General features: G+C 63.3%; 22 protein-coding genes and 1 pseudogene. 7 read left to right on the top strand and 16 right to left on the bottom strand.

Annotated features, from left to right (window positions below):
- The first annotated feature begins 66 nt into the window (after positions 1-66).
- Both AC0L3D_RS05860 and olsB read left to right on the top strand, forming a co-directional pair.
- Positions 67-2,355 carry an ATP-binding protein gene (locus tag AC0L3D_RS05860; RefSeq protein WP_128173488.1) on the top strand — a complete coding sequence of 763 codons (2,289 nt, stop codon included), beginning with the start codon at positions 67-69 and terminating at the stop codon, positions 2,353-2,355.
- Positions 2,356-2,520: 165 nt separating this feature from the next.
- Complete coding sequence (olsB, locus tag AC0L3D_RS05855; protein WP_084833614.1) at positions 2,521-3,408, top strand: l-ornithine N(alpha)-acyltransferase; 888 nt, start codon at positions 2,521-2,523, stop codon at positions 3,406-3,408.
- A gap of 93 nt (positions 3,409-3,501) precedes the next feature.
- Here the strand turns inward: olsB and AC0L3D_RS05850 are convergent, their stop codons facing one another.
- Together AC0L3D_RS05850 and grpE are read right to left on the bottom strand one after the other, a co-directional pair.
- Entirely contained in the window at positions 3,502-4,134 is a 633-nt protein-coding gene (locus AC0L3D_RS05850) for a trimeric intracellular cation channel family protein (RefSeq protein ID WP_023797432.1), read from the bottom strand.
- 119 nt (positions 4,135-4,253) lie between these two features.
- Positions 4,254-4,889, bottom strand: a complete 636-nt coding sequence (grpE, locus tag AC0L3D_RS05845) for a nucleotide exchange factor GrpE (protein WP_091595557.1) — start codon at positions 4,887-4,889, stop codon at positions 4,254-4,256.
- A gap of 239 nt (positions 4,890-5,128) precedes the next feature.
- Here grpE and AC0L3D_RS05840 point away from each other — a divergent pair, with 239 nt between their 5' ends.
- Both AC0L3D_RS05840 and AC0L3D_RS05835 read left to right on the top strand, forming a co-directional pair.
- Positions 5,129-5,362: a hypothetical protein gene (locus AC0L3D_RS05840; protein WP_473643435.1), complete on the top strand. Its 234-nt coding sequence runs from the start codon at positions 5,129-5,131 to the stop codon at positions 5,360-5,362.
- A 134-nt stretch (positions 5,363-5,496) separates the two neighbouring features.
- Entirely contained in the window at positions 5,497-6,519 is a 1,023-nt protein-coding gene (locus AC0L3D_RS05835) for a fatty acid desaturase (protein WP_023797429.1), read from the top strand.
- A gap of 140 nt (positions 6,520-6,659) precedes the next feature.
- On the opposite strand, the gene AC0L3D_RS05830 is transcribed toward AC0L3D_RS05835, so the two are convergent.
- From AC0L3D_RS05830 to cysG, 6 genes are all read right to left on the bottom strand, one after another.
- Positions 6,660-7,280 (bottom strand): DJ-1/PfpI family protein, encoded by a 621-nt coding sequence (locus tag AC0L3D_RS05830; RefSeq protein WP_027153074.1) that lies wholly within the window; start codon positions 7,278-7,280, stop codon positions 6,660-6,662.
- 136 nt (positions 7,281-7,416) lie between these two features.
- Positions 7,417-7,953 carry a DUF934 domain-containing protein gene (locus AC0L3D_RS05825; RefSeq protein WP_023797427.1) on the bottom strand — a complete coding sequence of 179 codons (537 nt, stop codon included), beginning with the start codon at positions 7,951-7,953 and terminating at the stop codon, positions 7,417-7,419.
- Between the two features lie 167 nt (positions 7,954-8,120).
- A complete protein-coding gene (locus AC0L3D_RS05820) occupies positions 8,121-8,885 on the bottom strand; it encodes a phosphoadenylyl-sulfate reductase (protein ID WP_473535414.1) in 765 nt (254 codons plus the stop codon).
- Positions 8,860-10,530, bottom strand: a complete 1,671-nt coding sequence (locus AC0L3D_RS05815) for a nitrite/sulfite reductase (protein WP_473535415.1) — start codon at positions 10,528-10,530, stop codon at positions 8,860-8,862. Before AC0L3D_RS05815 ends, AC0L3D_RS05820 begins: the two co-directional genes overlap by 26 nt.
- Positions 10,531-10,577: 47 nt before the next feature.
- Positions 10,578-10,883 (bottom strand): DUF2849 domain-containing protein, encoded by a 306-nt coding sequence (locus AC0L3D_RS05810; RefSeq protein WP_128173485.1) that lies wholly within the window; start codon positions 10,881-10,883, stop codon positions 10,578-10,580.
- The gene (gene cysG / locus AC0L3D_RS05805; RefSeq protein ID WP_128173484.1) at positions 10,880-12,331 is read right to left on the bottom strand and encodes a siroheme synthase CysG; all 1,452 of its coding nucleotides are present in this window, start codon (positions 12,329-12,331) and stop codon (positions 10,880-10,882) included. The genes AC0L3D_RS05810 and cysG overlap by 4 nt, the downstream gene beginning before the upstream one ends.
- Before the next feature lie 437 nt (positions 12,332-12,768).
- Between cysG and AC0L3D_RS05800 the strand changes: the two are divergent.
- Together AC0L3D_RS05800 and ybaL are read left to right on the top strand one after the other, a co-directional pair.
- Positions 12,769-13,217, top strand: a pseudogene (locus tag AC0L3D_RS05800) (baeRF12 domain-containing protein).
- A 198-nt stretch (positions 13,218-13,415) separates the two neighbouring features.
- Complete coding sequence (ybaL, locus tag AC0L3D_RS05795) at positions 13,416-15,185, top strand: YbaL family putative K(+) efflux transporter (protein ID WP_473643433.1); 1,770 nt, start codon at positions 13,416-13,418, stop codon at positions 15,183-15,185.
- 66 nt (positions 15,186-15,251) lie between these two features.
- Here ybaL and AC0L3D_RS05790 read toward each other — a convergent pair whose 3' ends face one another.
- From AC0L3D_RS05790 to AC0L3D_RS05755, 8 genes are all read right to left on the bottom strand, one after another.
- Entirely contained in the window at positions 15,252-16,004 is a 753-nt protein-coding gene (locus AC0L3D_RS05790; RefSeq protein WP_065010150.1) for an SDR family NAD(P)-dependent oxidoreductase, read from the bottom strand.
- 57 nt (positions 16,005-16,061) lie between these two features.
- Complete coding sequence (locus AC0L3D_RS05785) at positions 16,062-18,314, bottom strand: transglycosylase domain-containing protein (RefSeq protein WP_473643431.1); 2,253 nt, start codon at positions 18,312-18,314, stop codon at positions 16,062-16,064.
- A gap of 450 nt (positions 18,315-18,764) precedes the next feature.
- A complete protein-coding gene (locus AC0L3D_RS05780) occupies positions 18,765-19,154 on the bottom strand; it encodes a hypothetical protein (RefSeq protein ID WP_473643429.1) in 390 nt (129 codons plus the stop codon).
- A 207-nt stretch (positions 19,155-19,361) separates the two neighbouring features.
- Positions 19,362-19,508: a hypothetical protein gene (locus AC0L3D_RS05775; RefSeq protein WP_027153083.1), complete on the bottom strand. Its 147-nt coding sequence runs from the start codon at positions 19,506-19,508 to the stop codon at positions 19,362-19,364.
- Between the two features lie 27 nt (positions 19,509-19,535).
- A complete protein-coding gene (locus tag AC0L3D_RS05770) occupies positions 19,536-19,790 on the bottom strand; it encodes a GlsB/YeaQ/YmgE family stress response membrane protein (protein ID WP_023797416.1) in 255 nt (84 codons plus the stop codon).
- Positions 19,791-19,895: 105 nt separating this feature from the next.
- Entirely contained in the window at positions 19,896-20,144 is a 249-nt protein-coding gene (locus AC0L3D_RS05765; protein ID WP_023797415.1) for a hypothetical protein, read from the bottom strand.
- A 51-nt stretch (positions 20,145-20,195) separates the two neighbouring features.
- Entirely contained in the window at positions 20,196-20,816 is a 621-nt protein-coding gene (locus AC0L3D_RS05760) for a ribonuclease D (protein WP_023797414.1), read from the bottom strand.
- 111 nt (positions 20,817-20,927) lie between these two features.
- The gene (locus AC0L3D_RS05755) at positions 20,928-22,313 is read right to left on the bottom strand and encodes a M20/M25/M40 family metallo-hydrolase (RefSeq protein WP_128173480.1); all 1,386 of its coding nucleotides are present in this window, start codon (positions 22,311-22,313) and stop codon (positions 20,928-20,930) included.
- Positions 22,314-22,716: 403 nt separating this feature from the next.
- On the opposite strand from AC0L3D_RS05755, the gene polA reads away from it, so the two are divergent.
- Positions 22,717-25,683 (top strand): DNA polymerase I, encoded by a 2,967-nt coding sequence (gene polA / locus AC0L3D_RS05750; protein ID WP_128173479.1) that lies wholly within the window; start codon positions 22,717-22,719, stop codon positions 25,681-25,683.
- The last annotated feature ends 22 nt before the right edge of the window (positions 25,684-25,705 follow it).

Genomic DNA, 25,705 nt, shown 5'->3' with positions numbered 1-25,705 from the left:
GCGACCGCTAAAATTCGAACGATCCGCGGCAATTTTCCATAATCTCTGTCTGGCAAGGGTTTCCGCATGGTCACGGAATCCGGCATCAGAGAAACAGAGAGCGCCGAAAACGTCGACGGGATCGGCCCGGAGGCGCCAAGCCGGCAGCATATCGCGGCGCCGCCACTGGCGCCTGAATTGCCCGCCGCCAATCGCGAAGGCCTGCCGTTCCTGATGCTCGTCGCCATCGTCGTGCTGGCGGGCCTGTCGCATCTGACCGGCGCGCCGATCTTCATCACCGTCGGGCTTTTGTCGACTGGCATGGCAGGCCTTGCCGTGCATGTGCGTGCCAGGCGCACGGCGCGCCGCACGGTTGCGCTGCTTGGCGAGACCGCAGCGCGCAGCCGCGCCGAGGTTGAGAGCCTGGCCGACCGCGTGTGGGAGATGCAGGAGAGCGAGGAACGCTTTCGCGGGTTGATCGACGCGCTTGGCGATCTCGTCGTCCATCGCGACCGTGACGGCCACATCGTCTATGCCAACAAGGTTTTCGCCGAGCTTGTCGGAGCCGACCAGCGCGACCTTGCCGGCAAGGCCCTGGCCGACCTCGGCATCGACGTCGGCATCGTTCCCGATGCCGCTTTTTCCGATCATGAATGCCTGAGCTCCACCGACGTCGCCATTAGAACACCGAGCGGCCCGCGCTGGTTCTCATGGATCGAACTGTCCGTGCGCGACAAGGAGAGCGGTGCCGTCTCGCATCGCGCCATCGCCCGCGACATTACCGCCCGCAAGCACGCCGAAACGTCGCTGATCACCGCCCGCGAGCGAGCCGAATATGCAAGCCAGGCCAAATCGCGCTTCCTCGCCACCGTCAGCCACGAGATCCGCACGCCGATGAACGGCATCATGGGCATGGCCAAGCTGCTGGCGGACACCGGGCTCTCGCCGCAACAACGGACCTATGTCGGCGCCATCTCGACCTCGGCCAGCGCGCTGCTGGCGCTGATCGAGGACCTGCTCGACTATTCCAAGATCGAGGCCGGCCGCTTCGATCCCGAACCGCAGCCAATGTCGGTGCGCGAGATCGCCGACAACATCGTAGAACTCCTGGCGGCGCGTGCTTTCGCCAAGAACATCGGCCTTGGCTGCCATGTCGAACCCGACGTGCCGCAGATGATATCAGCCGATCCTGGAAGAGTCAGGCAGGTGCTGCTCAACCTCATCGGCAACGCCATCAAGTTCACCGACAGCGGCGGCGTGTTGGTGAGCATCGCTCGTGCCCGCACCGAAACCACCGACCGCATATGCTTCACCGTCACCGACACCGGTCCCGGCCTGCAGGAGGACGACCTGGAGCGCATCTTCGAGGAATTCGAACAGGCTGACGGCACGTCGACTCGCGCGCATGGCGGCGCCGGGCTCGGTCTTGCCATCTCCAGGCGCCTGGTGATCGCCATGGGCGGCACGATCTCGGTGTCGAGCCAGCTCGGCCAGGGTTCGGAATTCGTCTTCGAAATCCCTGCAATATCGGCCACCGAGCCGCCGCAGAGCCGTCGGGATGCGCTGTCAGGGCGGCGCGCCGTGATCCTGTCGAAGAACGCCATCGAGGCCGACGCCATCGCCCGCACCATCCGCGCCAATGGCGGCAAGGTCGATCTGGCCACCACCGCCGCCCAGGCAGCGTCCTTCGCCGAAGGCTGCGACGCGCTTTTGGTCGATGCGGCCATGGAGGAAGGCGACGGCAGGTTGCTCAAGCGCCTTCGCCAGAGCGGCTTTGCCGATTGCGAGGCGATCACACTGATCGCGCCAACCGACCGCGGCATGCTGGGCGAGTTCCGCGCCAGCGGCTACGCCACCTTTCTGGCAAGGCCGGTGCGTGGCGAAACGTTGCTTCGCGTGCTCTTGACCAGCAGCGTGCCTGCCCTCACCCAGCCGCAGCCGGAAAAGCGCGGCGCACCAACCGCCCGCGCCATTGGCGGCCGGCGGCGGGGCCTGTCCGTGCTGATCGCCGAGGATAACGACATCAACGCCATGCTTGCCCGTGCCACACTGCTAAAGGCCGGGCATCGCGTGAAACTGGTCGGCAACGGCAAGGCCGCCGTCGAGGCCATCACCGGGACCGACCACAAGTACCGCTTCGACGTGGTGCTGATGGACCTGCACATGCCTGTCATGGACGGGCTGGACGCGATCGCCGCCATCCGCCGGCACGAGGAGGAAACCGCCGTGTCGCCGGTTCCGATCATGGTGCTGTCGGCGGACAGTCAGGAAACGACCCGCCACGCAGTGCTCGCCCATGGCGCCAGCGGCTTCGTCACCAAGCCGCTCGACCCCGACGCGCTTGTCCATGCGGTCGAGGGTCACGTGGCCGCTTGATCCGCCGGCTATCCTTGCCTGGCTTACCTGCAGAACATAGCCGGTTGAAGGGTTGCCCAGCCGACGAAGTATTGCCGGCAGGGCCGTATCACGGTACTGTCACAATCCTGTTGCACCTACGCCGTATCCCCGTGCCAAGAGGGATGGCTCGAAGGAGAATCACTCGTGCATACAGTTATGCCGGAATGTGACGCTCGGCCGAACGCCAGGGGTGCTTTGCTCACCGGGCGCAACGTCGATGCTGTCATAAAAGGCGAAGCGCTTGGCCGTATCGGCAACCTCGAAGTGCGGCTCGCACGCAACGAGGCCGAGATCGCCGCCGCGCAGGAAGTGCGCTACCGGGTGTTCTATGACGAGCTCGGCGCCAAGAAAACCCTGTTTCAGGTGCAGGACCGCCGCGACGCCGACCATTTTGATCCGCTCTGTGATCATCTGCTCGTCTTCGACACCTCGCTGTCCGGTCCCGAGCATCGCCGCATTGTCGGCACCTACCGCCTGTTGCGGCAGGAGATCGCGGCAGCGGCCGGCGGCTTCTATTCCGAGGGCGAGTTTGAGCTGACCAATCTTATCGCCCGCCATCCCGGCCAGCGTTTCCTCGAGCTCGGCCGCTCCTGCGTCTTGCCGGAATACCGCTCGAAGCGCACCATCGAGGCGCTCTGGCAAGGTATCTGGGCCTATATCAACCATTATGGGATCGGCGTGATGACCGGTTGCGCCTCGTTCCCCGGCACCGTGCCGGCGGCACACGCCGAAGCGCTGACCTATCTCGCCCATCACTGCCGGACGAATTCGGCCTGGGACGTGCGCGCCGTCGCCGGCCGCTACTGTTCCATGGATTTGATGCCGATCGAGGCGGTCAACGCCAAGGCCGCGATCGCGGCGATGCCACCGCTGGTCAAGGGCTATCTGCGCGTCGGCGCGCGCATCGGCGACGGCTGCGTCATCGACCGCGAATTCTCGACGGTCGACGTGTTCGTGGTGATGCCGGTCAAGGAGATCGGCGCCCGCTACGTCAGCTATTATGGCGGGGAAGCCCAGCGCTTCGCCGCATGAGATTCCAATGAGTAGCGAATAGGGAGTAGCGAGTAGCGGGAGTTCCGCCAATTCGCTGCGGATCGTTGTCCCTATTCGCTACTGGCCCTCATTTCACGGAATATCTTCCGGCCGCCGGCCGGGCCGGCTCTTGTAGGACGGAAAGGCCCAGCCGAACTTAAGCGCGCCGCCACGCACGCAGAAAGCGGCTATGAAGCCCACCAGGCCCGAGGCGAGCGGCGGCAGTCCGGCGAGATCGCCTGTTGTAAACAGGATGGCGCCCGCAAGGGCGGCGGTGACATAGATTTCTGGTCTCAAGAGCACCGAAGCCTCACCGGCCAGCAGGTCGCGCAAGATTCCGCCGAACGTGGCGGTGAGCACGCCGGTAACAACGGACACGACCGGCGAGCCGGTGATGGCCAGGCCCTTGGCGGCACCCATCACCGAAAACGCGGCGAGGCCGACGGCGTCGAGCCAGAGCAGTAATTTCCAGCGGGATTCGAGACGGTGCGCCCCGAAAAAGACAAGCATCGCCACCACCGCGCAGATCAGCACATAGCCAGAGTTGGTAACCCAGAAGACCGGCAGATTGAGGATGACGTCACGAAACGTGCCACCGCCGATGCCGGTGACGCTGGCCAGGAACAGAAAGCCGATGATGTCGAGCTGCTTGCGCGAAGCGGCCAGCGCACCGGTCGCCGCGAAGACGGCGACACCGGCATAGTCGAGAAGCTCGATCGGGTTCAAGGGCATAGCGGAGTAGGAGAGCGGGTGAATAGGGCTGTATGAATAGCACGAAGCCGTACGATTGGTACGGCTCCTTTACCCTACTGCCCCTACTGCTCCTACTGCCCTATTCCCTTAACTTACGCATCCTTCTCAGCTTGCTCATTCACCGGCCCTGGCTCGACCGGCGCTTCGCTTGCCACATGCTTGGGACCGCCCTTGGCAACGCCGACCATGGCCGGCCGCAACACCCGCTCACCGATCGAATAGCCTGGCTGCACGACCTGGACCACCGTGTTGGCCGGCACCTCCGGATTGGGCACCTCGAACATCGCCTGATGGAAATTCGGGTCGAATTTCTCGCCTTCCGGCTCGAGCTTCTTCACTCCGTGCCGCTCGAGCGCCGATAGCATGGCGCGCTCGGTGAGCTCGACGCCCTCGATCAGTGACTTCAAACCGGCATCACCTGACGCCTTGGACTCAGCCGGGATCGCATCCAGTGCGCGGCGCAGATTGTCCGATACCGACAGCATGTCACGGGCGAAATTGGCAACCGCATAGGCGCGTGCATCGTGCACGTCACGGGCGGTACGGCGGCGCAGATTCTCCATCTCGGCTGCGACGCGGAGCGCGCGGTCCTTCAACTCGTCGTTTTCCTTCAGCAGCCGCACAAGCGCTTCATAGTCGCCGTCGGCGCTGCCTTGCGTGTGTTCGGTGGCAGCCCCGGCCGTCTCGGCTTCATCGGGCGCGCGTTCGTCTTTTGCCTGGTCGCTCATCGCCGTTTCCCGTCATTTCAAATGATGTGGATTTTGTGCCCGATATCGAGGTTTGGCGGCCAAAAATCAAGGGGCAAGCGATACTGGACAGGCCGCTCGCGCTTTTGACGACGCATCATGGAGACCTTTCGATATTAATTCAAATTTTACTGTAACCACCGGCTTTGCTTGCCAAGATGCTGCGATAGGGGAACCATTCGTCTGCTGGAAGAGTTTCGAAACCGACACAGGATTTTGAGATGGCGACCCGCAACGACGGCGACCGTAAGACTGGCGCCCCCAACGATGACGAAAGACGTGAAAGGCTGGCGGCCGGCATCAGGCGCCAGTTCGGCACCGAGGCAACGATGCACTTTCTGCGCGCGTTGCCGGCGTTCTGGACGGAGAACGACATTCCCGATCGTTTCAGGGAATTGCTTGACCGCCTGGACGGCATCGAAAGCAGCGTAGCCGCCGGTGGCAACCGGCGATAGACAACACACACGCCTGTCGCTGCGCGCCATTGGCATGCCTTTTGCCGCAGCTTGCGCGTCGCGCGACAATTACCCGCAGTAACTTTGCGTGATGCCTGGCTTGCGGCGACGAAATGGCCCGTCTATGCTTCCTGATGAACATGATTTCCCCCGAAGCTGTAGCGAACAGCAAGCGTGCCTGGTTGAAGATCCTGGCGCGCTACAAGAAACCTGACAGGCGGCGCAGCGCCGTCGAACTTGCCATCACCCTCATCCCCTTTGCCACGCTGTGGGCACTGTCCTCGGCTGCCTATGCCTATGGCCATTGGTGGGGCCTGATCCTCATCCTTCCGGCCGCCGGCTTTCTGGTGCGGATCTTCATGATCCAGCACGATTGCGGCCACGGCTCGTTCTTCGCCAATCGCACCGCCGACGACTGGATCGGCCGCGGGCTGGGCATCCTGACCTTGACGCCTTACGATTGCTGGCGGCGTGCCCACGCAACCCATCACGCCAGCGCCGGCAACCTCGATGAGCGCGGCACGGGCGACATCAGGACGCTGACTGTTGCCGAATATCGGCAAATGTCCTGGCGGGGCCGCCTTGCCTATCGTCTCTATCGCCATCCGCTCGTCATGTTCGGCCTCGGCCCCATTTGGCTTTTCATCTTTGAGCAGCGACTGCCGGTCGGCATGATGCGAGGCGGCCTCACGCCCTGGGTGTCGTCAATGGCCACCAACGTGGCCATCGCGGTTGCGGCCGCCGCCCTCATCTGGTTCGTCGGCCTCGAAGCGTTCCTGGTTGTCCACTTGCCCATCGTCGTTCTCGCCGGCTCCGCCGGCATCTGGCTGTTCTACGTCCAGCACCAGTTCGAGGAGACCGAGTGGGCAAAGGACTCCGAATGGGAGTTCCAGCATGCGGCCCTGCACGGCTCGTCCTATTATGACCTGCCGCCGGTGCTGAACTGGTTCACCGGCAATATCGGCGTCCATCACGTGCATCACCTCTCCGCCAAGGTGCCGTGCTATCGGCTCCAGGAGGTCCTGAGGGACTATCCGGAACTGCGCGAAATCGGCCGCGTCACGCTTCTCGACAGCCTGCGCTGCGTCAAGCTGGCGCTGTGGGATGAGAGCCGCAGCAAGCTGGTGTCGTTTCGCGAAGCGCGGATGACTGCGTAAAAGCATCACCCGAAAATCGAAATCGATTTTCGGAAGGATCATGCGCAGAATCAAGTTCTACAGCGTCCTTTGCGCGTCCCAAAAGGACGCGGCGCTGTAGAGCCGCCGCACCACTGGTGCGGCGGTTTCCAAGGCCCGACTCAAGCCGCCTGGCGTTCGTCGCGCATCAGGATCTCGCCGTGGCGGATCTCGGTGCCAAGCACTTTCAGGCATTCGCGCATGAAGGCGGCCAGCCCCGGCCAGCCCTTGGCCGACACCAGATTGCCGTCGACATGGGCGCCGGTCGGCGCGACATCGATGTAGGTGCCGCCAGCGAGCGTGACTTCCGGCTCGCAATACTGCAGCGCCGCGACTTCCCTGCCACGCAGCACGCCGTCGACCGCCATCAGGATCTGCGCGCCGTGGCAAATGGTGAAGATCGGCTTGCCGGTCTCGTGGAAATGCCGCACCAGCGCCTGCACGCGCTTGTCGATGCGGATATATTCCGGCCCGCGCCCGCCTGCCGCATAGACGGCATCGTATTCAGCCGGATTGACCTCGGAAAACGTCTTGTTGAGGATGTAGTCGTGGCCGAGCTTTTCCGTATAGGTCTGGTGACCCTCGAAGTCGTGCAGCGACGTCTTCAGGATATCGCCTGCCTTCTTGTCGGGACACACGACATGCACGGTGTGGCCGACCGCATGCATGGCCTGTTCAAAGACGAAAATCTCGTATTCCTCGCTGAACTCGCCAACGAGCATCAATATCTTCTTACCAGCCATTCCCGGTTCCTCCCTTGGTGGCGAATTTATTTCGGATCACGAAATAATAGGCCGTATCTTAAGGGGCGGGATGCCGAAAATAAAAGATTGAATCGGCAAAGTGGTCCGACCAGATGCGACTTGCTCGGTGGGGAGATCAACCGGTGCGCACCCGCCGCCAGGAATATTTGGGGCCTTTGGCCTCCGGCTTCACGGTCGGCTGGTAGGACAGCGGCAGACCGCCGGTGCGGCCTTCCTCGAGCCGTTTCAGCAACACTGGATTTGATACTTCGAACTCGTCGAAGCCGAGGCGCAGCATATGCGGAAGCTGGTCGACCAGAACCTGTCCGGTGGCGCGGACCGCGCCCTCGAAACGGTAGCGGCTGCGCAGCAGTTCGCCCTTGGAGAAGGAGCGGCCGTCACTGAAAGCCGGGAAGGCCAGCGCCACCAGCGATATCTGGTCGAGCAGGTCCGCGATCTTTTCGAGCTGATCGCCGGGCTGAAGCAGCACGCCGAGGCGCTCCTTCGCCGACCGGCGCACCGCCGGATCGAGGTCGAGAAACACCTGCAGCGGCAGGATGAAGCGGCCATTGCCGGACAGTGCGTCGGCGCTCTCGGCATGACTCCACTCGTCCTCGCTAAAACCTGTCGGGGTCCAGAGGCGGGTGGCGTTTTTCACTATCGATTCACTCATCGAGAAATTCCCAAGTCCACAAAATTCTAAAGTTGAAAACGCTCGAGGGTGTGTTGAGATTCAGGACAGGCCGAGCCGAGAATGGTGGCTTCCGAGAACCGGAGCGGAGCGTACTTTGGGTACGTGCCGCCATTCGCAGGCCAGCCTCACCTGAATATCGACATACCCTAAAGCGATGCGTCGGTCAGCGACTTCTCCAGCCCCGACAAATGGATGCCGCACTCTGTCTTGGCGTGCCCCACCCAGCGCCCGCTGCGTGCATCCTCGCCCGGCTGCACCGGCTGCGTGCACGGGAAGCAGCCTATCGAGAGATAGCCATAGGCGACCAGCGGATTCTCACGCAGCGCATGCGCGCGCATATAGTTAGCCTGGTCTGATGTCGTCCAATGCGCCAGCGGATTGATGCGAATGCGCGATCCGACCGCCTCGAACACCGGCAGAGATGCCCGCGTCGTCGCCTGAAAACGCTTGCGGCCGGTGAACCAAGCGCGGAACGGCTCGACGCCGCGCGCCAGCGGCTCGACCTTGCGGACCTCGCAGCAGGCGTCGGTGTCGGTTTCGTTCAGATTACCGGCCGGATCGATCCGTTCGAGCGCCGCTTCTTCGGGCATGATCACCCTTATATCGGTCAGCCCGAAATCGGCAACCAGCGCGTCGCGATAGCCAAGCGTCTCCTCGAAGTGCTTGCCGGTGTCGAGGAAGATGACCGGCAGCGTCCGGTCGATCTTGGCGATCATGTGCAGAAGCACTGCAGAATCCGCCCCGAACGACGAAACTGCGGCGATTTCACCTTGAAAGAATTCCCGGGCCGACCGCTCGATGATCTCCAGCGGCTTCAGATGACCATAGAGCGCATCGAGCCCCGCCGCTTCGGCGGCGATGCCGGCCTCGACGTCGACGATACGATCAAGCGGCCTTGGCTTCGCCAGCATAGAGCGCCTCCTTGAACGGCGCGGGACCGACACGGCGGTAGGCGTCGATGAATTTTTCGTTTCTGTCGAGCCGGAGGCCGAGATAGGTCTCGACGATCTGCTCGATGGCGTCGGTGATCTCTGCCGAGCTGAAGCCGCGGCCGATGATCTCGCCGACCGAGGTGTTCTCGTCGGCCGAGCCGCCGAGCGTGACCTGGTAGAGTTCGGCGCCCTTCTTCTCGACGCCGAGGATGCCGATATGGCCGACATGGTGATGGCCGCAGGCATTGATGCAGCCGGAAATCTTCAGCTTCAATTCGCCGATCTCGCGCTGACGCTCGAGCGAAGCGAAACGACGCGAGATTTCCTGCGCCACCGGAATCGAGCGCGCCGTGGCCAGCGCGCAATAGTCGAGGCCCGGGCACGAGATGATGTCTGATATCAGGTTGGAATTGGCGGTCGCCAGTCCGATGTCGACCAGCGCGTCATAGACCGCCTTGAGGTCGGCCCGCGCGACATGCGGCAGGATCAGGTTCTGCTCATGGCTGACGCGCAGCTCGTCGAAAGCATATTTTTCGGCAAGGTCGGCGACCGCTTCCATCTGGCTGTCGGAGGCGTCGCCCGGCGCTTCGCCAATGGCCTTGAGCGAGATGGTCACGGCGGCATAATCGGGGTGACGGTGGGTCACCACGTTCTGGTCGAGCCACTCCGAAAAGCTCTTCGAATCGAGGCGGGCGAGCTTGACGGCCTCGTCGCCTTCCGGCCGATCGACCAGCGCCGGCGGCGCGAAATAGGCATCGATGGCGCGGATGTCGGCTTCCGGCAGTTTTAGATCCGCATCCTTCAGCTCCTGCCATTCGGCCTCGACCTGGCGGGTGATCTCCTCGACGCCGGTCTCGTGGACGAGGATCTTGATGCGCGCCTTGTATTTGTTGTCGCGGCGGCCGTAGAGGTTGTAAACGCGCAGGATCGCCGTGCAATAGGACAGAAGGTCGGCCTCGGGCAGGAAGTCGCGGATCTTCTTGGCGATCATCGGCGTACGGCCCTGGCCGCCGCCGACATAGACGGCGAAACCGAGTTCGCCGGCAGCGTTCTTCTTCAAATGCAGGCCGATGTCATGCGTCTGGATGGCGGCGCGGTCGCGCTCCGCGCCGGTCACCGCGATCTTGAATTTTCTCGGCAGGAACGAGAATTCCGGATGCACCGACGACCATTGGCGCAGGATTTCCGCATAAGGACGCGGATCGGCCACCTCGTCGGCGGCGGCACCGGCAAAATGGTCGGCGGTGACGTTGCGGATGCAGTTGCCGCTGGTCTGGATGGCGTGCATCTCGACGCTCGCCAGATCGGCCAGGATCGCCGGAATGTCCGACAGCGCCGGCCAGTTGAACTGGATGTTCTGGCGCGTCGTGAAATGGCCGTAGCCCTTGTCGTATTTGCGGGCGATGTGGCCAAGCATGCGCAACTGCTTGCTGTTCAGCGTGCCGTAAGGCACCGCGATGCGCAGCATGTAGGCGTGCAACTGCAGGTAGACGCCATTCATCAGCCGCAGCGGCCGGAACTGATCCTCGGTGATCTCGCCGGCAAGCCGCCGCGCGACCTGATCGCTGAACTCGGCGACGCGGGCCTGGACGAAATCGTGATCGAACTCATCGTAACGGTACATGTCTGGTCTTTCCGGGCGCGTCCGCCCGTTGTCTTCAATGTGGTCGTTTACGCCGCCCGGGCGGCTACCGGGCGGGCCTGCTTGCCCAGGTCGTTGCGGTTGGTCGGGCCGGCGGCGCGGATCTTTTCGCGCAGCCGGACCGGCTCGACGACACCATTGGCGACGGTCACGTCGATCAGATTGACGTCGACCACTTCATTGTTGGCAGAGGCCGTGGCGCCGATCGCCTCCAGCCGGTCTTCAGCCGCCTTGTCATAGGCGATATCGGCATTGTCGATGGTCTCGGCCCAGCCGCCATTGGCGTACCAGACGGCCTCGCCGTCGGCGAGGCGGTTTGCTGTCAGAACTTTCATCGATCAGCTCCTTCGGCGGCTGTTTGGGCCGCGCCTTCATGCCTGTGTGCCGCCAGCGGCTCGGAACGTTCAAAATTGGCGCCGGCGACCGCATCGCCGATGATGGTCATGACCGGACCGGTAAGGTCGGCGCGAATCTCCAGCGACGGCAGGTCGGCGAGCGTGCCGTGGAAACGGCGGCGGTTGGCAAGGCTGGCATTCTCGACCACGGCGACCGCCGTATCCGGCGACAGGCCGGCCTCGATCAGCCGGCCGGCAACCTCGGCCGCGACCGAGCGGCCCATATAGACGGCGACCGTGGCGCCGGAAATGGCGAGCTTGGCCCAGTCGGGCAGCGAATTTCCCTTGAGGTCGTGGCCGGTGGTGAACACCATCGACGACGACACGCCGCGCAGCGTCAGCGGCAGCTCGAAATCGGCGGCGGCGGCGAAGGCCGCGGTGACGCCCGGAACCACCTCATAGGCGATGCCGGCATCGCGCAGCGCTGCCATTTCCTCGCCCGCCCGGCCGAACACCAGCGGATCGCCGGATTTCAGCCGCACGACGCGCTTGCCGTCGCGGCCGAGCTCGATCAGCAGCGCATTGATCTCGGCCTGGCTCTTGGTGTGGCAGCCCTTGCGTTTGCCTACCGGCAGACGCTCGGCGTCGCGACGGCCCATGGCGACGATCGCCTCCGGCACCAGCGCATCATGGACGATGACATCGGCTTCCATCAGCAGCCGGTGGGCGCGCAACGTCAGCAGGTCTTCGGCGCCGGGACCCGCGCCAACCAAGGCAATGTGACCCGATGCCGGCGCGTTCGAAAGCAACAGGTCGACGGCGGCACCGTGCGCCTGCGAAAGCTGGCCAGCCTCCATGGCGCGGGCCGGCGCGCCGCCGAAAAACTCGCTCCAGAAGCGGCGGCGGGCATTGCCTTTCGGCAGCAATCTCTCAACAGTGCCGCGCAACGAGGCAGCAAGCGAAGCAAGCGGCCCGAGCGACGGCGACAGCATGCGGTCGATGCGGCTGCGCAGCATCTGGGCAAGCACCGGTCCGGCCCCTTCCGTGCCGATGGCAATGGCGACCGGCGCGCGGTTAACCAGCGCCGGGGTGAAGAAATCGCACAGCTCCGGCCGGTCGACGGCATTGACCGGAATGCCCAGCCGGCGCGCATCCTCGGCAACGCGGCGGTCAAGCGCCTCGTTGCCGCTGGCAGCAAACACCATCACCGCGCTTTCGAGATGCGCGGCCTCATAGGCGGCAGCGATGTGGACGGCGCCATTCGCGGCGATGAAGGCCAGCAAATCATGCTCGGGGGCATCGGCTATGATGCGCAAGACGGCGCTCGACTGGCCGATCAGCCGCGCCTTGGCCAGAGCCTCCTCGCCGCCGCCGACGATGGCCACAGCTTCGCCAGCGACCCGCATAAAGACGGGAAAGGCGTTGAGCTTGGCGGCGGCCTGCGGCATACGAGCGGAATCCTGAATACGCTGTCGGTTTTACGGGCGGGCGCGAAAAAACAGAAGGAACGCACTCGCGCATCGCTTCGTGCGAAGCAATCGCTTTTCCGCAAGCACCAGAGGCAGGAGAAAAAAATTCCACACCCACGAGTGGAGCGGATCCAAGCCGCTGTTGCGAGCCTTGATCTGCGGCCGTTCTAGCGACAAGCGAGATATATTACAAAACACTTTTTTCTAAATTCTACCAATCTAGTAGATTAAAGCCGACATGCGCTGAGCACCGTCATCCCCGTTGGTTGGCTTGCTCGCCGTGCTTGTCGTCATCGGAACATTCCTGCCTCGGCGCGCGTTTGCCTGTGCGAATCCGAGCCTGGCTGTCCAGCTGCGGCAATGGCTCCAGAGACGGGGCCTGGAAAACCATGAAAAACAGAAAAAGGAGCGCTCCGGTGAACAACCTCAAGCTGAAACGCGGACTGTGGGTCGTGGTCGCCGACGGCGAGAAGGCACTGTTCCTCGAGAACGCGGCGACACCCAATATCCCGACCTTCAGGTCGTGCAGGAGATGGAACAGGAAAATCCGGCAACGCGAGAGCAAGGTTCGGACCGCCCGGGTCGCTACAGCGACGGCCCATCCGTCCACCGCAGCGCAGTCGAGGACACTGACTGGCATCGCCTCGGCAAGGAGCGTTTCGCCGACGAAGTTGCCGAGCGGCTTTACAAGCTCGCGCATCGCGGCGCCTTCAAGGAGATGGTGCTGATCGCACCGCCGCAGGTACTGGGTGACATGCGTCGAAAACTGCACAAGGAAGTTGCCGAGAAAATCACAGCGGAAATTCCCAAGACGCTGACCAACCACACCATCGTCGACATCGAAAACCTGCTGCAGGCCGCCTGATCGGGCATCAGGCGCGCAGGCCATCTCTTTTTAGCAGCGACCATTGCCAGCCCGAGGCGACCCGCCTTCTGCCACCCTTGTCGTCGGTCCATGGCATTTGCGGGTTGCCGCGCGGCTATCCGGGCCGCCACATTGCAAGGCGGCTGCTTCGGGCGGTGCATATCCGACATCGTAATTTTGAAAGGCGCTCCATAGACAATGCCGCATGACACGCCGCTTATCGCCACCATCGTCGCCGGTTTGGGGCTGGCTTTCGTCTTCGGCGCAATTGCCAATCGCTTCCGCATCCCGCCGCTGGTCGGTTACCTCGTCGCCGGCGTCCTGGTCGGGCCGAACACGCCGGGCTTCGTCGCCGATACCGGCCTCGCCAATGAACTGGCCGAAATCGGCGTGATCCTGTTGATGTTCGGCGTCGGCCTGCATTTCTCGCTGAAGGACTTGTTGTCGGTCCGCGCCATCGCCGTGCCCGGCGCCATCGTGCAGATCGGCTTCGCGACGGCGCTCGGCGCCGGCCTTGCCTGGATGCTCGGCTGGTCGATGGGCGCGGGGCTGGTGTTCGGGCTGGCGCTTTCCGTCGCCTCGACCGTTGTGCTGCTGCGTGCCTTGCAGGAGCGGCGGCTGATCGAGACCGAGCGCGGCCGCATCGCCGTCGGCTGGCTGATTGTCGAGGATCTGGCCATGGTGCTGGCGCTGGTATTGCTGCCGGCGTTGGCCGGCGTGCTGGGTGGCCAGCAGCAAGTGGAGAGCCATAGCAGTCTGCTGTCGCTGCCGGCGAGCTTCGGCGTCTGGGGCATCGTCGGCATGACGTTGGCCAAGGTCGCGACTTTTGTCGTCGTTATGCTGGTGGTCGGCCGCCGGGTCATCCCCTGGATCCTGCACTACGTCGCCCATACCGGGTCGCGTGAATTGTTCCGGCTGGCGGTGCTGGCCATCGCGCTCGGGGTTGCCTTCGGCGCGGCCAAGCTATTCGGCGTCTCGCTGGCGCTGGGCGCATTCTTTGCCGGCATGATCATGAGCGAATCCGAACTCAGCCATCGGGCGGCCGAGGAATTGCTGCCGCTCCGCGACGCCTTTTCCGTGCTGTTCTTCGTTTCGGTCGGCATGCTGTTCGACCCGTTCAGCCTGGTCAGCAATGGCTGGCCGATCTTGGCGACGCTGGCCATCATCGTCATCGGCAAATCGCTGGCGGCCTTCGTCATCGTCGTCGCCTTCCGTTATCCGATCGCGACCGCGTTGATGATTTCGGCAAGCCTGGCCCAGATCGGCGAATTCTCCTTCATTCTGGCCGAGCTCGGCGTCGGGCTGAAGCTGCTGCCCGAACAAGGACGCGACCTCATCCTCGCCGGTGCTATCCTGTCGATCGTCCTCAACCCGCTGATGTTCCTTGCCGTCGACTGGATGAAACCATGGCTGGAGAGGCGCGCCGGCAAGGCGGCGTCGCTCGATGAGGCAAAGCCGATCGGCCCCGCGACGGAGCCAGGCCAGTTGGCTTCGGTTGCGGCACCTGTGAAAGAGGATGGCCCGCCGCCCAGGACAGCGCTTACCGGCCACTCCATCCTGGTCGGCTATGGCCGTGTCGGCAGCCTCGTCGGCGCGTCCTTGAAGAAGGCCGCCCTGCCCTTCCTCGTCATCGAGGATGCCGACAAGACGCTGGCGAAGCTCAGGGACGACGGCATCGAAACCGTGTCAGGCAACGCCGCAAATAGCGAGGTGTTCGCCGCAGCCAATCCCGAGGGCGCGAAGCGGCTGATCCTCGCCATCCCCAACGCCTTCGAGGCGGGACAGATCGTGCTGCGCGCCCGCGCCGCCAACCCGAAGATCAACGTCATCGCCCGCGCCCACTCCGATGCGGAGGTCGAGCATCTCAAGGGGCTCGGAGCCGACACGGTCATCATGGGTGAGCGCGAGATCGCGCGCGGGATCGTGGAAGAGGTTTTGGCAGCACCGAAAGCGCCTTCAGCAGCCTAAGCCGGCGCCGCCCCTCACCCTTACCCTCTCCCCGTGAAGAACTAGAGAGGGTAAGGGTGAAAAAGCTCACACGTGCTGGCCGCCATTGATGTGGATTTCGGAGCCCGTCACATAGGACGCCTGCTGCGAGCACAGGAAGAAGATGATGTCGGCGACTTCGGCCGTGGTGCCCAGCCGTCGCAGCGGAATCGTCTCGACGATCTTTTCCGTGCCCGGTGACAGGATCGCGGTGTCGATCTCGCCAGGTGCGATGGCGTTGACGCGGATGCCGTGCGGGCCGAAATCATGCGCCATTTCGCGCGTCAGCGAGCCGAGCGCCGCCTTCGACGTCGCATAGGCGGTGCCGGCGAAGGGATGCACGCGAGTGCCGGCGATGGACGTGACGTTGACGATCGAGCCTTTGGCCGACGCCAATTCCCTGAACAATCCCCGCGCCAGCATGATCGGCGCGAAGAAATTGACCTGGAACACGTCGCGCCAGACATGCATCGGCGTGTCGATCGAATTCATGCGGCTGTTGCCGTCCTTGAGCTTTGGCGAGATACCGGCATTGTTGACCAGCGCATGGAGTTGGCCGCCATGCGCCTCCAGCCGATGTCGGATCTCCGAGATCGCGATGCCGACATCCTCCTGGTCGGCGAGATCGACCTTGATATGGTCCTCCGGACCGGCCGGCCACGGGCAGTCGTCGGCAAAGGCCTGGCGCGAGCAGGTGATGACGCGCCAGCCTTCGCGCGAAAAGCGCTTGACCGTGGCGTGGCCGATGCCGCGGCTGGCGCCGGTCAGCACGATGGTCTTTCTGGTGTCGGTCTCGGCCATTCACGATCTCTCTTTAACCCGCAGATGTAGCGGAACACGGCAGCGATGACGAGGGGGTCAGCCGCCGGTGAGGATGTCGAGGATCGAGGTCTGCCGCTTCTTGACCGGGCCGCCGACATCGGCGGGCGGCACCGGGCGCTTGATCGATGCGGTGGTGCCGCCACCGCCCGGCATGCCGAAGCCGCCGGCATCGACCGTTTCGGCGGGACGCACGGCGCGAGGCGGCGACGCTTTTTGGGCGGACGGCGCGGATTGGCCAACCGAAGCGGACGGCACCGGCGCCGGTTGCGCCGTGTTGGGCGGTAATTCGTCCTGCACGATCGTATCGGCAGGCGTCGACCGCCATGTCCCGGGCAGCGGCCGCACCGGCACGCCTTCGTGCGCGGCGACCATGAACTCATGCCAGGCCTGCGCCGGCAGCGCGCCGCCGGTGACCTTCTTCATCGGACCGCCATCGTCATTGCCGAACCAAACTCCGGTGGTGAGATTGGCGGTATAGCCGATGAACCAGGCGTCGCGCGAATTCTGGCTGGTGCCGGTCTTGCCGGCGGCCGGCCAGGCAAAGGCCGCCTTCCTGGCAGTGCCGATTTCAACGGTGCCCATCATCATAGAGTTCATCATGCCGACGATCTCGGGCTTGATGACGCGCGGGGCGCCGCCATTGTTGTCGTAGAGCACCTTGCCGCCGGCTGTCGTCACCCGGCGGATGAAATGGACATCCGGCCGGTAGCCGCCATTGGCGAAGGGGACATAGGCCGACGTCAGTTCCAGCGGTGTCACTTCGGACGTGCCGAGCGCGATCGAGGTGTTGGCCGTGAGGTCGGACTCGACACCCATGCGATGCGCCGCCTCGACGACCGCGTCAGGCCCGACTTCCATGGTCAGCTGGGCGGCCACCGAGTTCAGTGACTTCGCCAGCGCCGTCGCCAGCGTCACCTTGCCGAAATACTTGCCGCCGTAATTGGTGGGCGTCCATTTGCCAATTTTGATCGGCGCGTCATTGCGCACGCTGTCGGGCGTGCGGCCGGCTTCCAGCGCCGCCATGTAAACAAAGGGCTTGAACGCCGAGCCGGGCTGGCGGCGCGCCTCCGAGGCGCGGTCGAACTGGCTGGTCGAATAATCATAGCCGCCGACCATGGCGCGTACCGCGCCGGAATTGTCGATCGACACCAGCACGCCCTGGCTGGCATTGAGCTTTTTGCCGCTGCCGTCGATCAGCCGGCGGATCGATTGTTCGGCGAGCTTCTGCAGCGTCAGGTCGACGGTGGCGTCGACGATGATGTCGCCGCGCACGTCGCCGATCAGGTCGGGCAGTTCTTCCACGATGGCGTCGGCGACGTAGTTTTCCGAGCCCGTCCAGTAGGATGCCACCCGCGACGCCGGCGCGCTCATCGCCGTGGTCAGTTCCTTGGCGCTGATCTTGCCTTCGTCGCGCATGGCGGCGAGAACAAGCTGCGAGCGCTGCTCGGCGGCCTTCGGGTCACGCGCCGGAGACAGTCGCGACGGCGCTTTCAACAGGCCGGCGAGGAGCGCGGCCTCCGGCAACGTGACGTCGCGCGCGCTCTTGCCGAAATAGCGGCGCGAGGCCGCTTCGACACCATAGGCGCCGGAGCCGAAATAGACCCGGTTGAGATACATTTCGAGGATCTGGTCCTTGGTGTGCTTGTGCTCGAGCCAGAGCGCCAGAAGCACTTCCTGCACCTTGCGTTCCAGCGTGCGATCGGGTGTCAGGAACAGGTTTTTCGCCAATTGCTGGGTCAGCGTCGAGCCGCCCTGCGAAAAACGCCCGCCGACAACGTTGGCCACCATGGCTCTGGACAGACCGATCGGGTCGATGCCCAAATGCGAATAGAAGCGGCGATCTTCGATGGCGATGACGGCCTCGGGAATATAGGTCGACATTTGATGCAGGCCGACGGCTTCGCCGCCGCTCATGCCGCGATTGGCGAGCAGTTTTCCGTCGACCGAGACGATCCTGATATTGGGCGCGCGGTCGGGGATGGCCCAGGTGGTGGCCGCCGGCATTTTCGCGCCGTAATAGACGACGATGCCGGCGGTGGCGATGGCGCCCCAGATGGCCAGCACGAAGCACCAGTAGGCCAGCCGGCCGAGCACGCCGAACAGGCCGCGCTGGCTTTTGCCGCGCCCGCGACGCGACGCTTTTGTCCTGGCCGATTGGCGCTTTGCAGAGGTGTTGCGGTTGCTCGGCACGACGCGATCCTCCTCGCTCACCGAAAAACCGGCCGAGGATTTCGCCCGCGGCGGTCCCTCGAAGCTCGGTTCGATGCGGCTGTCTCTGCGGTTCGCCATGCGCTGTGCTGTCTGTCCCGATGCCTATCGCATCGGCCCGAAACTCGCAATTTTCGGGCCGATGCGAAGCTTCAAAGTCGTAGAGCGCACTCTGTGTGTCCGAACGGACGCACGTCGCTCCATGGCGTTCGGGGTGAAGAGTAGATGCGGCGATTTAAGGGCGGGTTAAATGGTTCAAAGTTAGTTCAATGCGTTACGGCACGTCACCGCTCCGTTCCTTGCTCCTGGCGGTCGGCAACAATGGCGTCTATCGCGAGACGGCGGAGCGTTCTCGCATTTCGGCATCAACTGCCCAGCCGCAGTCGTTCGGCGCGGACCGCCAATAGCAAGGTAGCCGCAATCTATGCTCGTCATTAGAGCGCGATCGGTAAAGTGCGTTCGATCGCGCTCTAACCCATTGAATCTACGCATGACCTTGTTACCAAAGTTACGCGTACTGGGGATCATGCGTTAGCCAATCGCAGCACGAACGGAAAGCGCTGCCCAGGATGATTGCATCGTCTCGCCCACATGGCAGTAGCAGACAATTTCGTGGAGCTCATCGTCGGTCAATTCGAAGAAACGCTTTGCTTCGCCATAAGTATCGTCTTTCAGCCCCTCATCGCGCAGGACCGAATCCTCGAAGGCAACCGATATTGGCGAGCCTTCGCCACGCATAATGTCGCGCTCGGGTGACGAACGATATTCGGTCCCGATAAGTGCGGTGAGGAGTCGGTTGGGCTGCCGTTCAAGAAGTTTTGACCAACGTTCGAGACGCTGGGTTCGGTCCATTGCAGGAGGTGTTGTGTCTCTGTGTACCTTTGCCACCGTATGCAGTTGGTCCAGTGTTTGGTGCCTCATGGCAACCTCCTAATAGTAGGTGGGTTGGCCCCAAACTCCCTGTACCAAGATCATACCGCGAATGTGTCGATACGTCACTCTCATTCCATATCCGGCTTGGCTTCTATCCGGGTGCATCGAAGGATGGAGCGGCCCCTGCCTTATCGTCAATTTTCGGCCTGATAGGGTTAGATCATCGGCACCTCTGCCGCGCCAACCCAACGCCGCTCAATTCCGCTGGATCGATATGCCCTTGTCGTCGATCTTGAGTTCCACGCCCTCCGGCCTGGTTTGCTCGCGATAGACATAGATGCCGAGCGCGATGACCACGACGACGAGCGCGCCGATGACGAGATAGAGCATGTTCTGTTTCATGGCGCGCCCTTGATGTGCTTCGCAGGATCAGGCCTGCTTCACCAGCTTGATCAGCACGAGCAGGATCACCGCGCCGATCGTGGCGTGGATAATGGAGGCAAGTATGCCACCGCCTATGGCGAATCCCAGCCTTGGGAAGAGCAAGCCGGCTATCAAGGCGCCGACGATGCCGACGACGATATTGCCGATCAGGCCGAGGCCGAAACCCTTGACGATCAAGCCGGCGAGCCAGCCGGCGATGGCGCCGATGATGATGAAGACAAGCAGGCTCTCAGTACCCATTGCAGATCCCTCCCGAGCGAATGGTCGCGGAGCGGAAAGCTCCGAATCGACCTCCGATTGCAACAGGTCCAACCTATTGGAAAGAAGCCGGCGCCGCCAGCGGCGTCATTCGCCGTCGTCATCCCCGGATGCAGGCCGCCAGCTGATCGGCTCGATCTTTCTTTGCGTATGACCGTCCGTATAGGCCCACCAGCCGGTGTCGTTCTCGTCCCAGTCGCCGCCGGCCGCTTTCAGCCGGTCGAGCGACCTGTACTGCGCGATGGATTCGTTCATCACCCCGTCGCTGTCCTTCCAGTAGACGGTGACCTTGGAGCCATCCCTGGGTGCTGTTTCGATTGGTTTTCTGGCAGCCATTTCTTCCCCTCCATCGATCGATAGAACGTCGAGGCGAACGCCTGGTTCCACTTAGCTGTGGGCGAAGATGTCTGCCTCATCCCAGCCCATCAGGTCGAGTTTCGCACGCGTCGGCAGGAAGCGGAAGCAGGCCTCGGCCTCCTTGGTCCGGTTGTCGCGCGCCAGCCGCATCGTCAGCACATCGCGCAGCTGGTGCAGGTAAAGCACGTCGGAGGCTGCGTATTCGAGTTGTTCGGGCGACAGTGTCTCCGCCGCCCAGTCCGACGATTGCTGCGCCTTCGACAGGCTGACGCCGAGAAGCTCAAAACAAATGTCCTTCAGCCCGTGCCGGTCGGTGTAGGTTCGGGTCAGCCGCGAGGCGATCTTGGTGCAAAACACCGGCTCTGGCATGACGCCGAAGGCGTTGTAGAGGACGGCGAGATCGAAACGGCCGAAATGGAACAGCTTGGTTATGCTGCGGTTCCTGAGCAGGCTGACGAGGTTTGGCGCCTTCTTCTGGCCGGGCGCGATCTGGATGACGTCGGCGGAACCGTCGCCCGGCGAGATCTGCACCACGCAAAGCCGGTCGCGATGCGGATTGAGCCCCAGCGTCTCCGTGTCGATCGCGACCGCCCCGACGTCGTAGTGCAAGAGCCCGGGCAGGTCGTTCTTGTGGAAGCGGATATCGCTCATCGTCTTCTCCGGTCGCGGCCCATTCGTGCGTCCAACTGGGCGCGGCGTCGCTCTATCCCGTCCTCGCCGCGATCCGATGAAAAATCAACAGAAAGTTGCAGTCTGGCCCTCTCAGCGTGTCAGCGCGTCGAGAATGCGCGCCCACGAGCGCTGGCCCTTGTGGAAGGAACTCATTTCGTATTTCTCGTTCGGCGAATGGATGCGGTCATCGTCGAGCCCGAAACCGACAAGCAAGGATTCGATGCCGAGATAAGTCTGGAAATCGCCGACCACCGGGATCGAGCCGCCGCTTCCCGTGGTCACCGCCGGCTTCGGCCACTCGTCGGACAGCGCGTCCTTGGCCTTGGCGAGAAATGGCGAGTCGTAGGAAAGCTGGATCGCCGGCGAGCCGCCATGCGGGTGGAAATCGACTGAGCAGTCGGCCGGGATGCGCTCCCTGACGAAGGCCTGGAAAGCGGCGCGGATCTTTTCCGGGTTCTGCTTGTGGACGAGGCGGAAGGACACTTTTGCCGAGGCTTCCGCCGCGATCACCGTCTTGAACCCTTTGCCGGTATAGCCACCTATAATGCCGTTGAACTCGGCAGTCGGCCGCGCCCACGTGAGTTCGAGCACCGAGCGGCCGTGTTCGCCGGAAGGGATCGACAGGCCGACAGGCCCAAGGAACGTCTCAGCGGTCTCGCCGAGCGCCTCCCACGACTTCAGGATCTGCGAAGGCGTCTCCTCGACACCGTCATAGAAACCGGGAATGGTGACGCGGCCTTCCTTGTCGTGGATGTCGGCCAGGATCCTGGCCAGGATGCGAATCGGATTGGCGGCAGCACCGCCGTAGAGACCGGAATGCAGGTCGCGGTCGGCGGCTTTCACCGTGATCTCCTCGCCGACCAGACCGCGCAGCGCGACGCAGATCGACGGCGTATCGCGGTCCCACATGCCGGTGTCGCAGACGAGCGCGAAGTCGGCCTTGAGTTCGGCCGCATTTGCCTCGAGGAACGGCTTCAGCGATGGCGAGCCGGACTCCTCCTCGCCCTCGAACAGAATTGTGATGCGGCACGGCAGCCCGCCATGCACCTGCTTCCAGGCGCGGCAAGCCTCGACGAAGGTCATCAACTGCCCCTTGTCGTCGGCCGAACCACGTCCCGTGATCACCTGGCGGCCGGGCTCGATCTGCTTTACCGAAGGTGCGAACGGATCGCTTTCCCAGAGCTCGATCGGGTCGACCGGCTGCACGTCGTAATGGCCATAGAACAGGACATGCGGCGCGCCTGCCGGCCCGTCATGGTGCGCCACCACCATCGGATGGCCTGGCGTGTCTCGCACGCTGGCGTCGAAGCCGATCAGCTCGAGCTCAGCCACCAGCCATTCCGCCGCCTTGCGGCAGTCTGCGGCATAGGATGGATCGGTGGAGATCGACTTGATCCTGAGCAGGCCAAACAGGCGCTCCAGGCTCTCGTCGAGATTTTTGTCGAGGCGGTCGAGGACGGGAGAAATTCTGGACATTTTATCAAGCCTTTCGATTCTGAGCGGCAACCCTAAAGCTGCGAGGCAGAAACGAAAAGCCGGCGGTCGTTGGACCACGGGCACCGGAAGGCAAAAAAATGCCGCCGTGGTGGAGGGGGAACCACGGCGGCCTTTACTCGAAACGATGCGGCAGCCCGGAGAGGGGGGATAGGCTGCCGCAAGTGTCCGGGATAGGCGGGGGACGGGCCTTGCTCCGGACCTCGGCGAAAAATGCCGATGGCGTTTATCTGTGTCTCCGAACGTGGCGATTCAAGGGCACGAAGATTACACTTTCGTAACATACCCGTGATCGGATCGACGTGTCAGGGATGTTGCCGGAACCGGTGGTTGAGGCCGCCTTTGGCATGGACCACGACGCCGCGCCGCGCTATCCCTTCGTCCCATGAAAAAAGGCGATCATCTGTTCCTTGTCGACGGCTCCGGCTACATCTTCCGTGCCTATCACGCGCTGCCGCCACTGACCCGCAAATCCGATGGGCTGCCGACCAGTGCCGTTCTCGGCTTCTGCAACATGGTGTGGAAGCTGACGCAGGACGCCCGCAACACCGATGTCGGCATCGTGCCGACGCATTTCGCCGTCATCTTCGACTATTCGTCGAAAACCTTCCGCAACGACCTCTACCCCGAATACAAGGCCAACCGCTCGGCACCGCCGGAAGATCTGATCCCGCAGTTCGGCCTGATCCGCCAGGCGACCAGGGCCTTCAACCTGCCCTGCCTCGAGACGGAAGGCTACGAGGCCGACGACCTGATCGCCACCTATTGCCGGCTTGCCTGCGAAGCCGGCGCCGACACCACCATCATCTCCTCCGACAAGGATCTGATGCAGCTGGTCGGCCCTTCGGTCGCCATGTACGACCCGATGAAGGACCGCCAGATCGGCGTTCCCGAGGTGATCGAGAAATGGGGCGTGCCGCCGGAAAAAATGATCGACCTGCAGGCGCTGACCGGCGATTCGGTCGATAATGTGCCGGGCGTGCCCGGCATCGGGCCGAAGACGGCGGCGCAATTGCTGGAACAGTTCGGCGATCTCGATACGCTGCTCGCCCGTGCCACCGAGATCAAGCAGGACAAGCGCCGCGAATCGATCATCGCCAATGCCGACAAGGCGCGCATCTCGCGTGAACTGGTGACGCTGAAGAACGACGTGCCGTTGAACGGCGGGCTCGATGATTTCGTGTTGCACCCGCCCGACGGACCAAGGCTGATCGGCTTCCTCAAGACGATGGAATTCTCCTCGCTGACCCGCCGCGTGGCGGAAGCAACCGGAACAGAAGCGGCTGACGTCAAGGCCATGCCCGTCATTATCGAGCGCGCCGACACCGCGCATGGTCCCGATGTCGGGTTTGGCGTGCCGGCAGCCGCCGAAAGCGTGGCAGGCACAGTGACAGACGAAGCCGGGGAAGCGGTGCCGGCCACCGTCAAGGTGGAACCCAAGCAAGGCGACACCCCATCGCTTCTCTCGGCGCTTCGCTTCGAGGACGCCACCGCCAGCAAGATCGACACCAGCGCCTACGTCTCCATCCGCGACACTGAAGTGTTGAAGGCATGGGTGGCCGTGGCGATGGAGGCCGGCATCATCGGCTTTGACACCGAGACCAATTCAGCCGATCCGATGCAGGCCGAGTTGATCGGCCTGTCCATAGCCACTGCGCCCGGTCGCGCCGCCTATGTGCCGCTCGCCCACAAACGCGGCAATGGCGACCTGCTCGGCGGCGGAGTGGTCGAAAACCAGATTCCGATCCGTGAGGCGCTTGCCATCCTGAAGCCGTTGCTGGAGGACAGGTCGGTTCTCAAGATCGTTCAGGAGCTGAAATACGACATCGTCGTCATGAGCCGCCACGGCATCGATATCGCCCCCTTCGACGACACCATGCTGATTTCCTACGTGCTCGACGCAGGCACGTCCGGCGGCCACAGCATGGCGGCTCTGTCGGAAAAGTGGCTCGGCCACTCGACCATTGCCCTCAAGGAACTGGCAGGCTCTGGAAGAAGCTTCGTCGGCTTCGACCAGGTCGACATCGACAAGGCAACGGCCTATGCCGCGGAGCACGCCGATGTGACGCTCAGGCTCTGGCGGGTGCTGAAGCCGCGGCTTGCCGCCAAGGGCCTCGTCTCGGTCTACGAGCGGCTGGAACGGCCGCTGGTGCCGGTTCTGGCAAGGATGGAGCAGCGCGGCATCTCCGTCGACCGGCAGATCCTGTCGCGGCTCTCCGGCGAATTGGCACAGGGCGCCGCGCGGCTGGAGGACGAGATCTACCAGCTCGTCGGTGAGCGCATCAATATCGGCTCGCCAAAACAGCTCGGCGATATCCTGTTCGGCAGGATGGGCCTGCCCGGCGGCTCCAAGACCAAGACCGGCCAATGGTCGACCTCGGCGCAGCTCCTGGAAGACCTCGCCGCAGAGGGCCACGAGCTGCCGCGCAAGATAGTCGACTGGCGCCAGCTGACCAAATTGAAATCGACCTATACCGATGCGCTGCCCGGTTTCGTCCATCCCGATACGAAGCGCGTCCACACCTCATACGCGCTTGCCGCAACGACGACGGGCCGGCTGTCGTCCTCCGATCCCAATTTGCAGAACATTCCGGTACGCACCGTCGAGGGGCGAAAGATCCGGACGGCGTTCATCGCCGACAAGGGCAACAAGCTGGTTTCCGCCGACTACAGCCAGATCGAGCTGCGCGTGCTCGCCCATGTCGCCGAGATCCCGCAGCTCAAGCAGGCGTTTGCCGACGGCGCCGACATCCACGCCATCACCGCCTCGGAGATGTTCAACGTGCCGGTCGAGGGCATGCCCTCGGAGGTACGCCGCCGCGCCAAGGCGATCAATTTTGGCATCATCTACGGCATTTCCGCCTTTGGCCTGGCCAACCAGCTGTCGATCCCGCGCGAAGAGGCCGGCGCCTACATCAAGAAATACTTCGAACGCTTCCCCGGCATCCGCGATTATATCGACGCGACCAAGGCCTATGCCCGCGAATACGGCTATGTCGAAACGATCTTCGGCCGCCGCATCCACTACCCGGAGATACGGTCGTCAAACCCGTCGGTCCGTGCCTTCAACGAGCGCGCCTCGATCAACGCCCGGCTGCAGGGCACCGCGGCCGACATCATCCGCCGCGCCATGATCCGCATGGACGAAGCGCTGGAAAAGGCGAAGCTGTCCGCCCGCATGCTGCTGCAAGTGCATGACGAACTGGTCTTCGAGACGGCCGAAGCGGAGGTCGAGGCGACGATCCCCGTCGTGCGTCATGTCATGGAGAACGCCGCGATGCCGGCGGTGTCGATGTCGGTGCCGCTGCACGTCGACGCCCGCGCCGCCGACAATTGGGAAGAGGCGCATTAGCGCCTCATGCGGATGTCCGCGG

Source organism: Mesorhizobium sp. WSM4837, assembly GCF_055811435.1.
This window is presented reverse-complemented; position numbering and strand designations above follow the sequence as displayed.

Excerpts from the sequence above, each read along its gene's own strand:
- AC0L3D_RS05860 (WP_128173488.1), top strand. The coding sequence starts at position 67 with ATGGTCACGGAATCCGGCATCAGAGAAACAGAGAGCGCCGAAAACGTC.
- grpE (WP_091595557.1), bottom strand. The coding sequence starts at position 4,889 with ATGAGCGACCAGGCAAAAGACGAACGCGCGCCCGATGAAGCCGAGACG.
- AC0L3D_RS05840 (WP_473643435.1), top strand. The coding sequence starts at position 5,129 with ATGGCGACCCGCAACGACGGCGACCGTAAGACTGGCGCCCCCAACGAT.
- AC0L3D_RS05835 (WP_023797429.1), top strand. The coding sequence starts at position 5,497 with ATGAACATGATTTCCCCCGAAGCTGTAGCGAACAGCAAGCGTGCCTGG.
- AC0L3D_RS05830 (WP_027153074.1), bottom strand. The coding sequence starts at position 7,280 with ATGGCTGGTAAGAAGATATTGATGCTCGTTGGCGAGTTCAGCGAGGAA.
- AC0L3D_RS05825 (WP_023797427.1), bottom strand. The coding sequence starts at position 7,953 with ATGAGTGAATCGATAGTGAAAAACGCCACCCGCCTCTGGACCCCGACA.
- AC0L3D_RS05820 (WP_473535414.1), bottom strand. The coding sequence starts at position 8,885 with ATGCTGGCGAAGCCAAGGCCGCTTGATCGTATCGTCGACGTCGAGGCC.
- AC0L3D_RS05815 (WP_473535415.1), bottom strand. The coding sequence starts at position 10,530 with ATGTACCGTTACGATGAGTTCGATCACGATTTCGTCCAGGCCCGCGTC.
- AC0L3D_RS05810 (WP_128173485.1), bottom strand. The coding sequence starts at position 10,883 with ATGAAAGTTCTGACAGCAAACCGCCTCGCCGACGGCGAGGCCGTCTGG.
- cysG (WP_128173484.1), bottom strand. The coding sequence starts at position 12,331 with ATGCCGCAGGCCGCCGCCAAGCTCAACGCCTTTCCCGTCTTTATGCGG.
- ybaL (WP_473643433.1), top strand. The coding sequence starts at position 13,416 with ATGCCGCATGACACGCCGCTTATCGCCACCATCGTCGCCGGTTTGGGG.
- AC0L3D_RS05790 (WP_065010150.1), bottom strand. The coding sequence starts at position 16,004 with ATGGCCGAGACCGACACCAGAAAGACCATCGTGCTGACCGGCGCCAGC.
- AC0L3D_RS05785 (WP_473643431.1), bottom strand. The coding sequence starts at position 18,314 with ATGGCGAACCGCAGAGACAGCCGCATCGAACCGAGCTTCGAGGGACCG.
- AC0L3D_RS05780 (WP_473643429.1), bottom strand. The coding sequence starts at position 19,154 with ATGAGGCACCAAACACTGGACCAACTGCATACGGTGGCAAAGGTACAC.
- AC0L3D_RS05775 (WP_027153083.1), bottom strand. The coding sequence starts at position 19,508 with ATGAAACAGAACATGCTCTATCTCGTCATCGGCGCGCTCGTCGTCGTG.
- AC0L3D_RS05770 (WP_023797416.1), bottom strand. The coding sequence starts at position 19,790 with ATGGGTACTGAGAGCCTGCTTGTCTTCATCATCATCGGCGCCATCGCC.
- AC0L3D_RS05765 (WP_023797415.1), bottom strand. The coding sequence starts at position 20,144 with ATGGCTGCCAGAAAACCAATCGAAACAGCACCCAGGGATGGCTCCAAG.
- AC0L3D_RS05760 (WP_023797414.1), bottom strand. The coding sequence starts at position 20,816 with ATGAGCGATATCCGCTTCCACAAGAACGACCTGCCCGGGCTCTTGCAC.
- AC0L3D_RS05755 (WP_128173480.1), bottom strand. The coding sequence starts at position 22,313 with ATGTCCAGAATTTCTCCCGTCCTCGACCGCCTCGACAAAAATCTCGAC.
- polA (WP_128173479.1), top strand. The coding sequence starts at position 22,717 with ATGAAAAAAGGCGATCATCTGTTCCTTGTCGACGGCTCCGGCTACATC.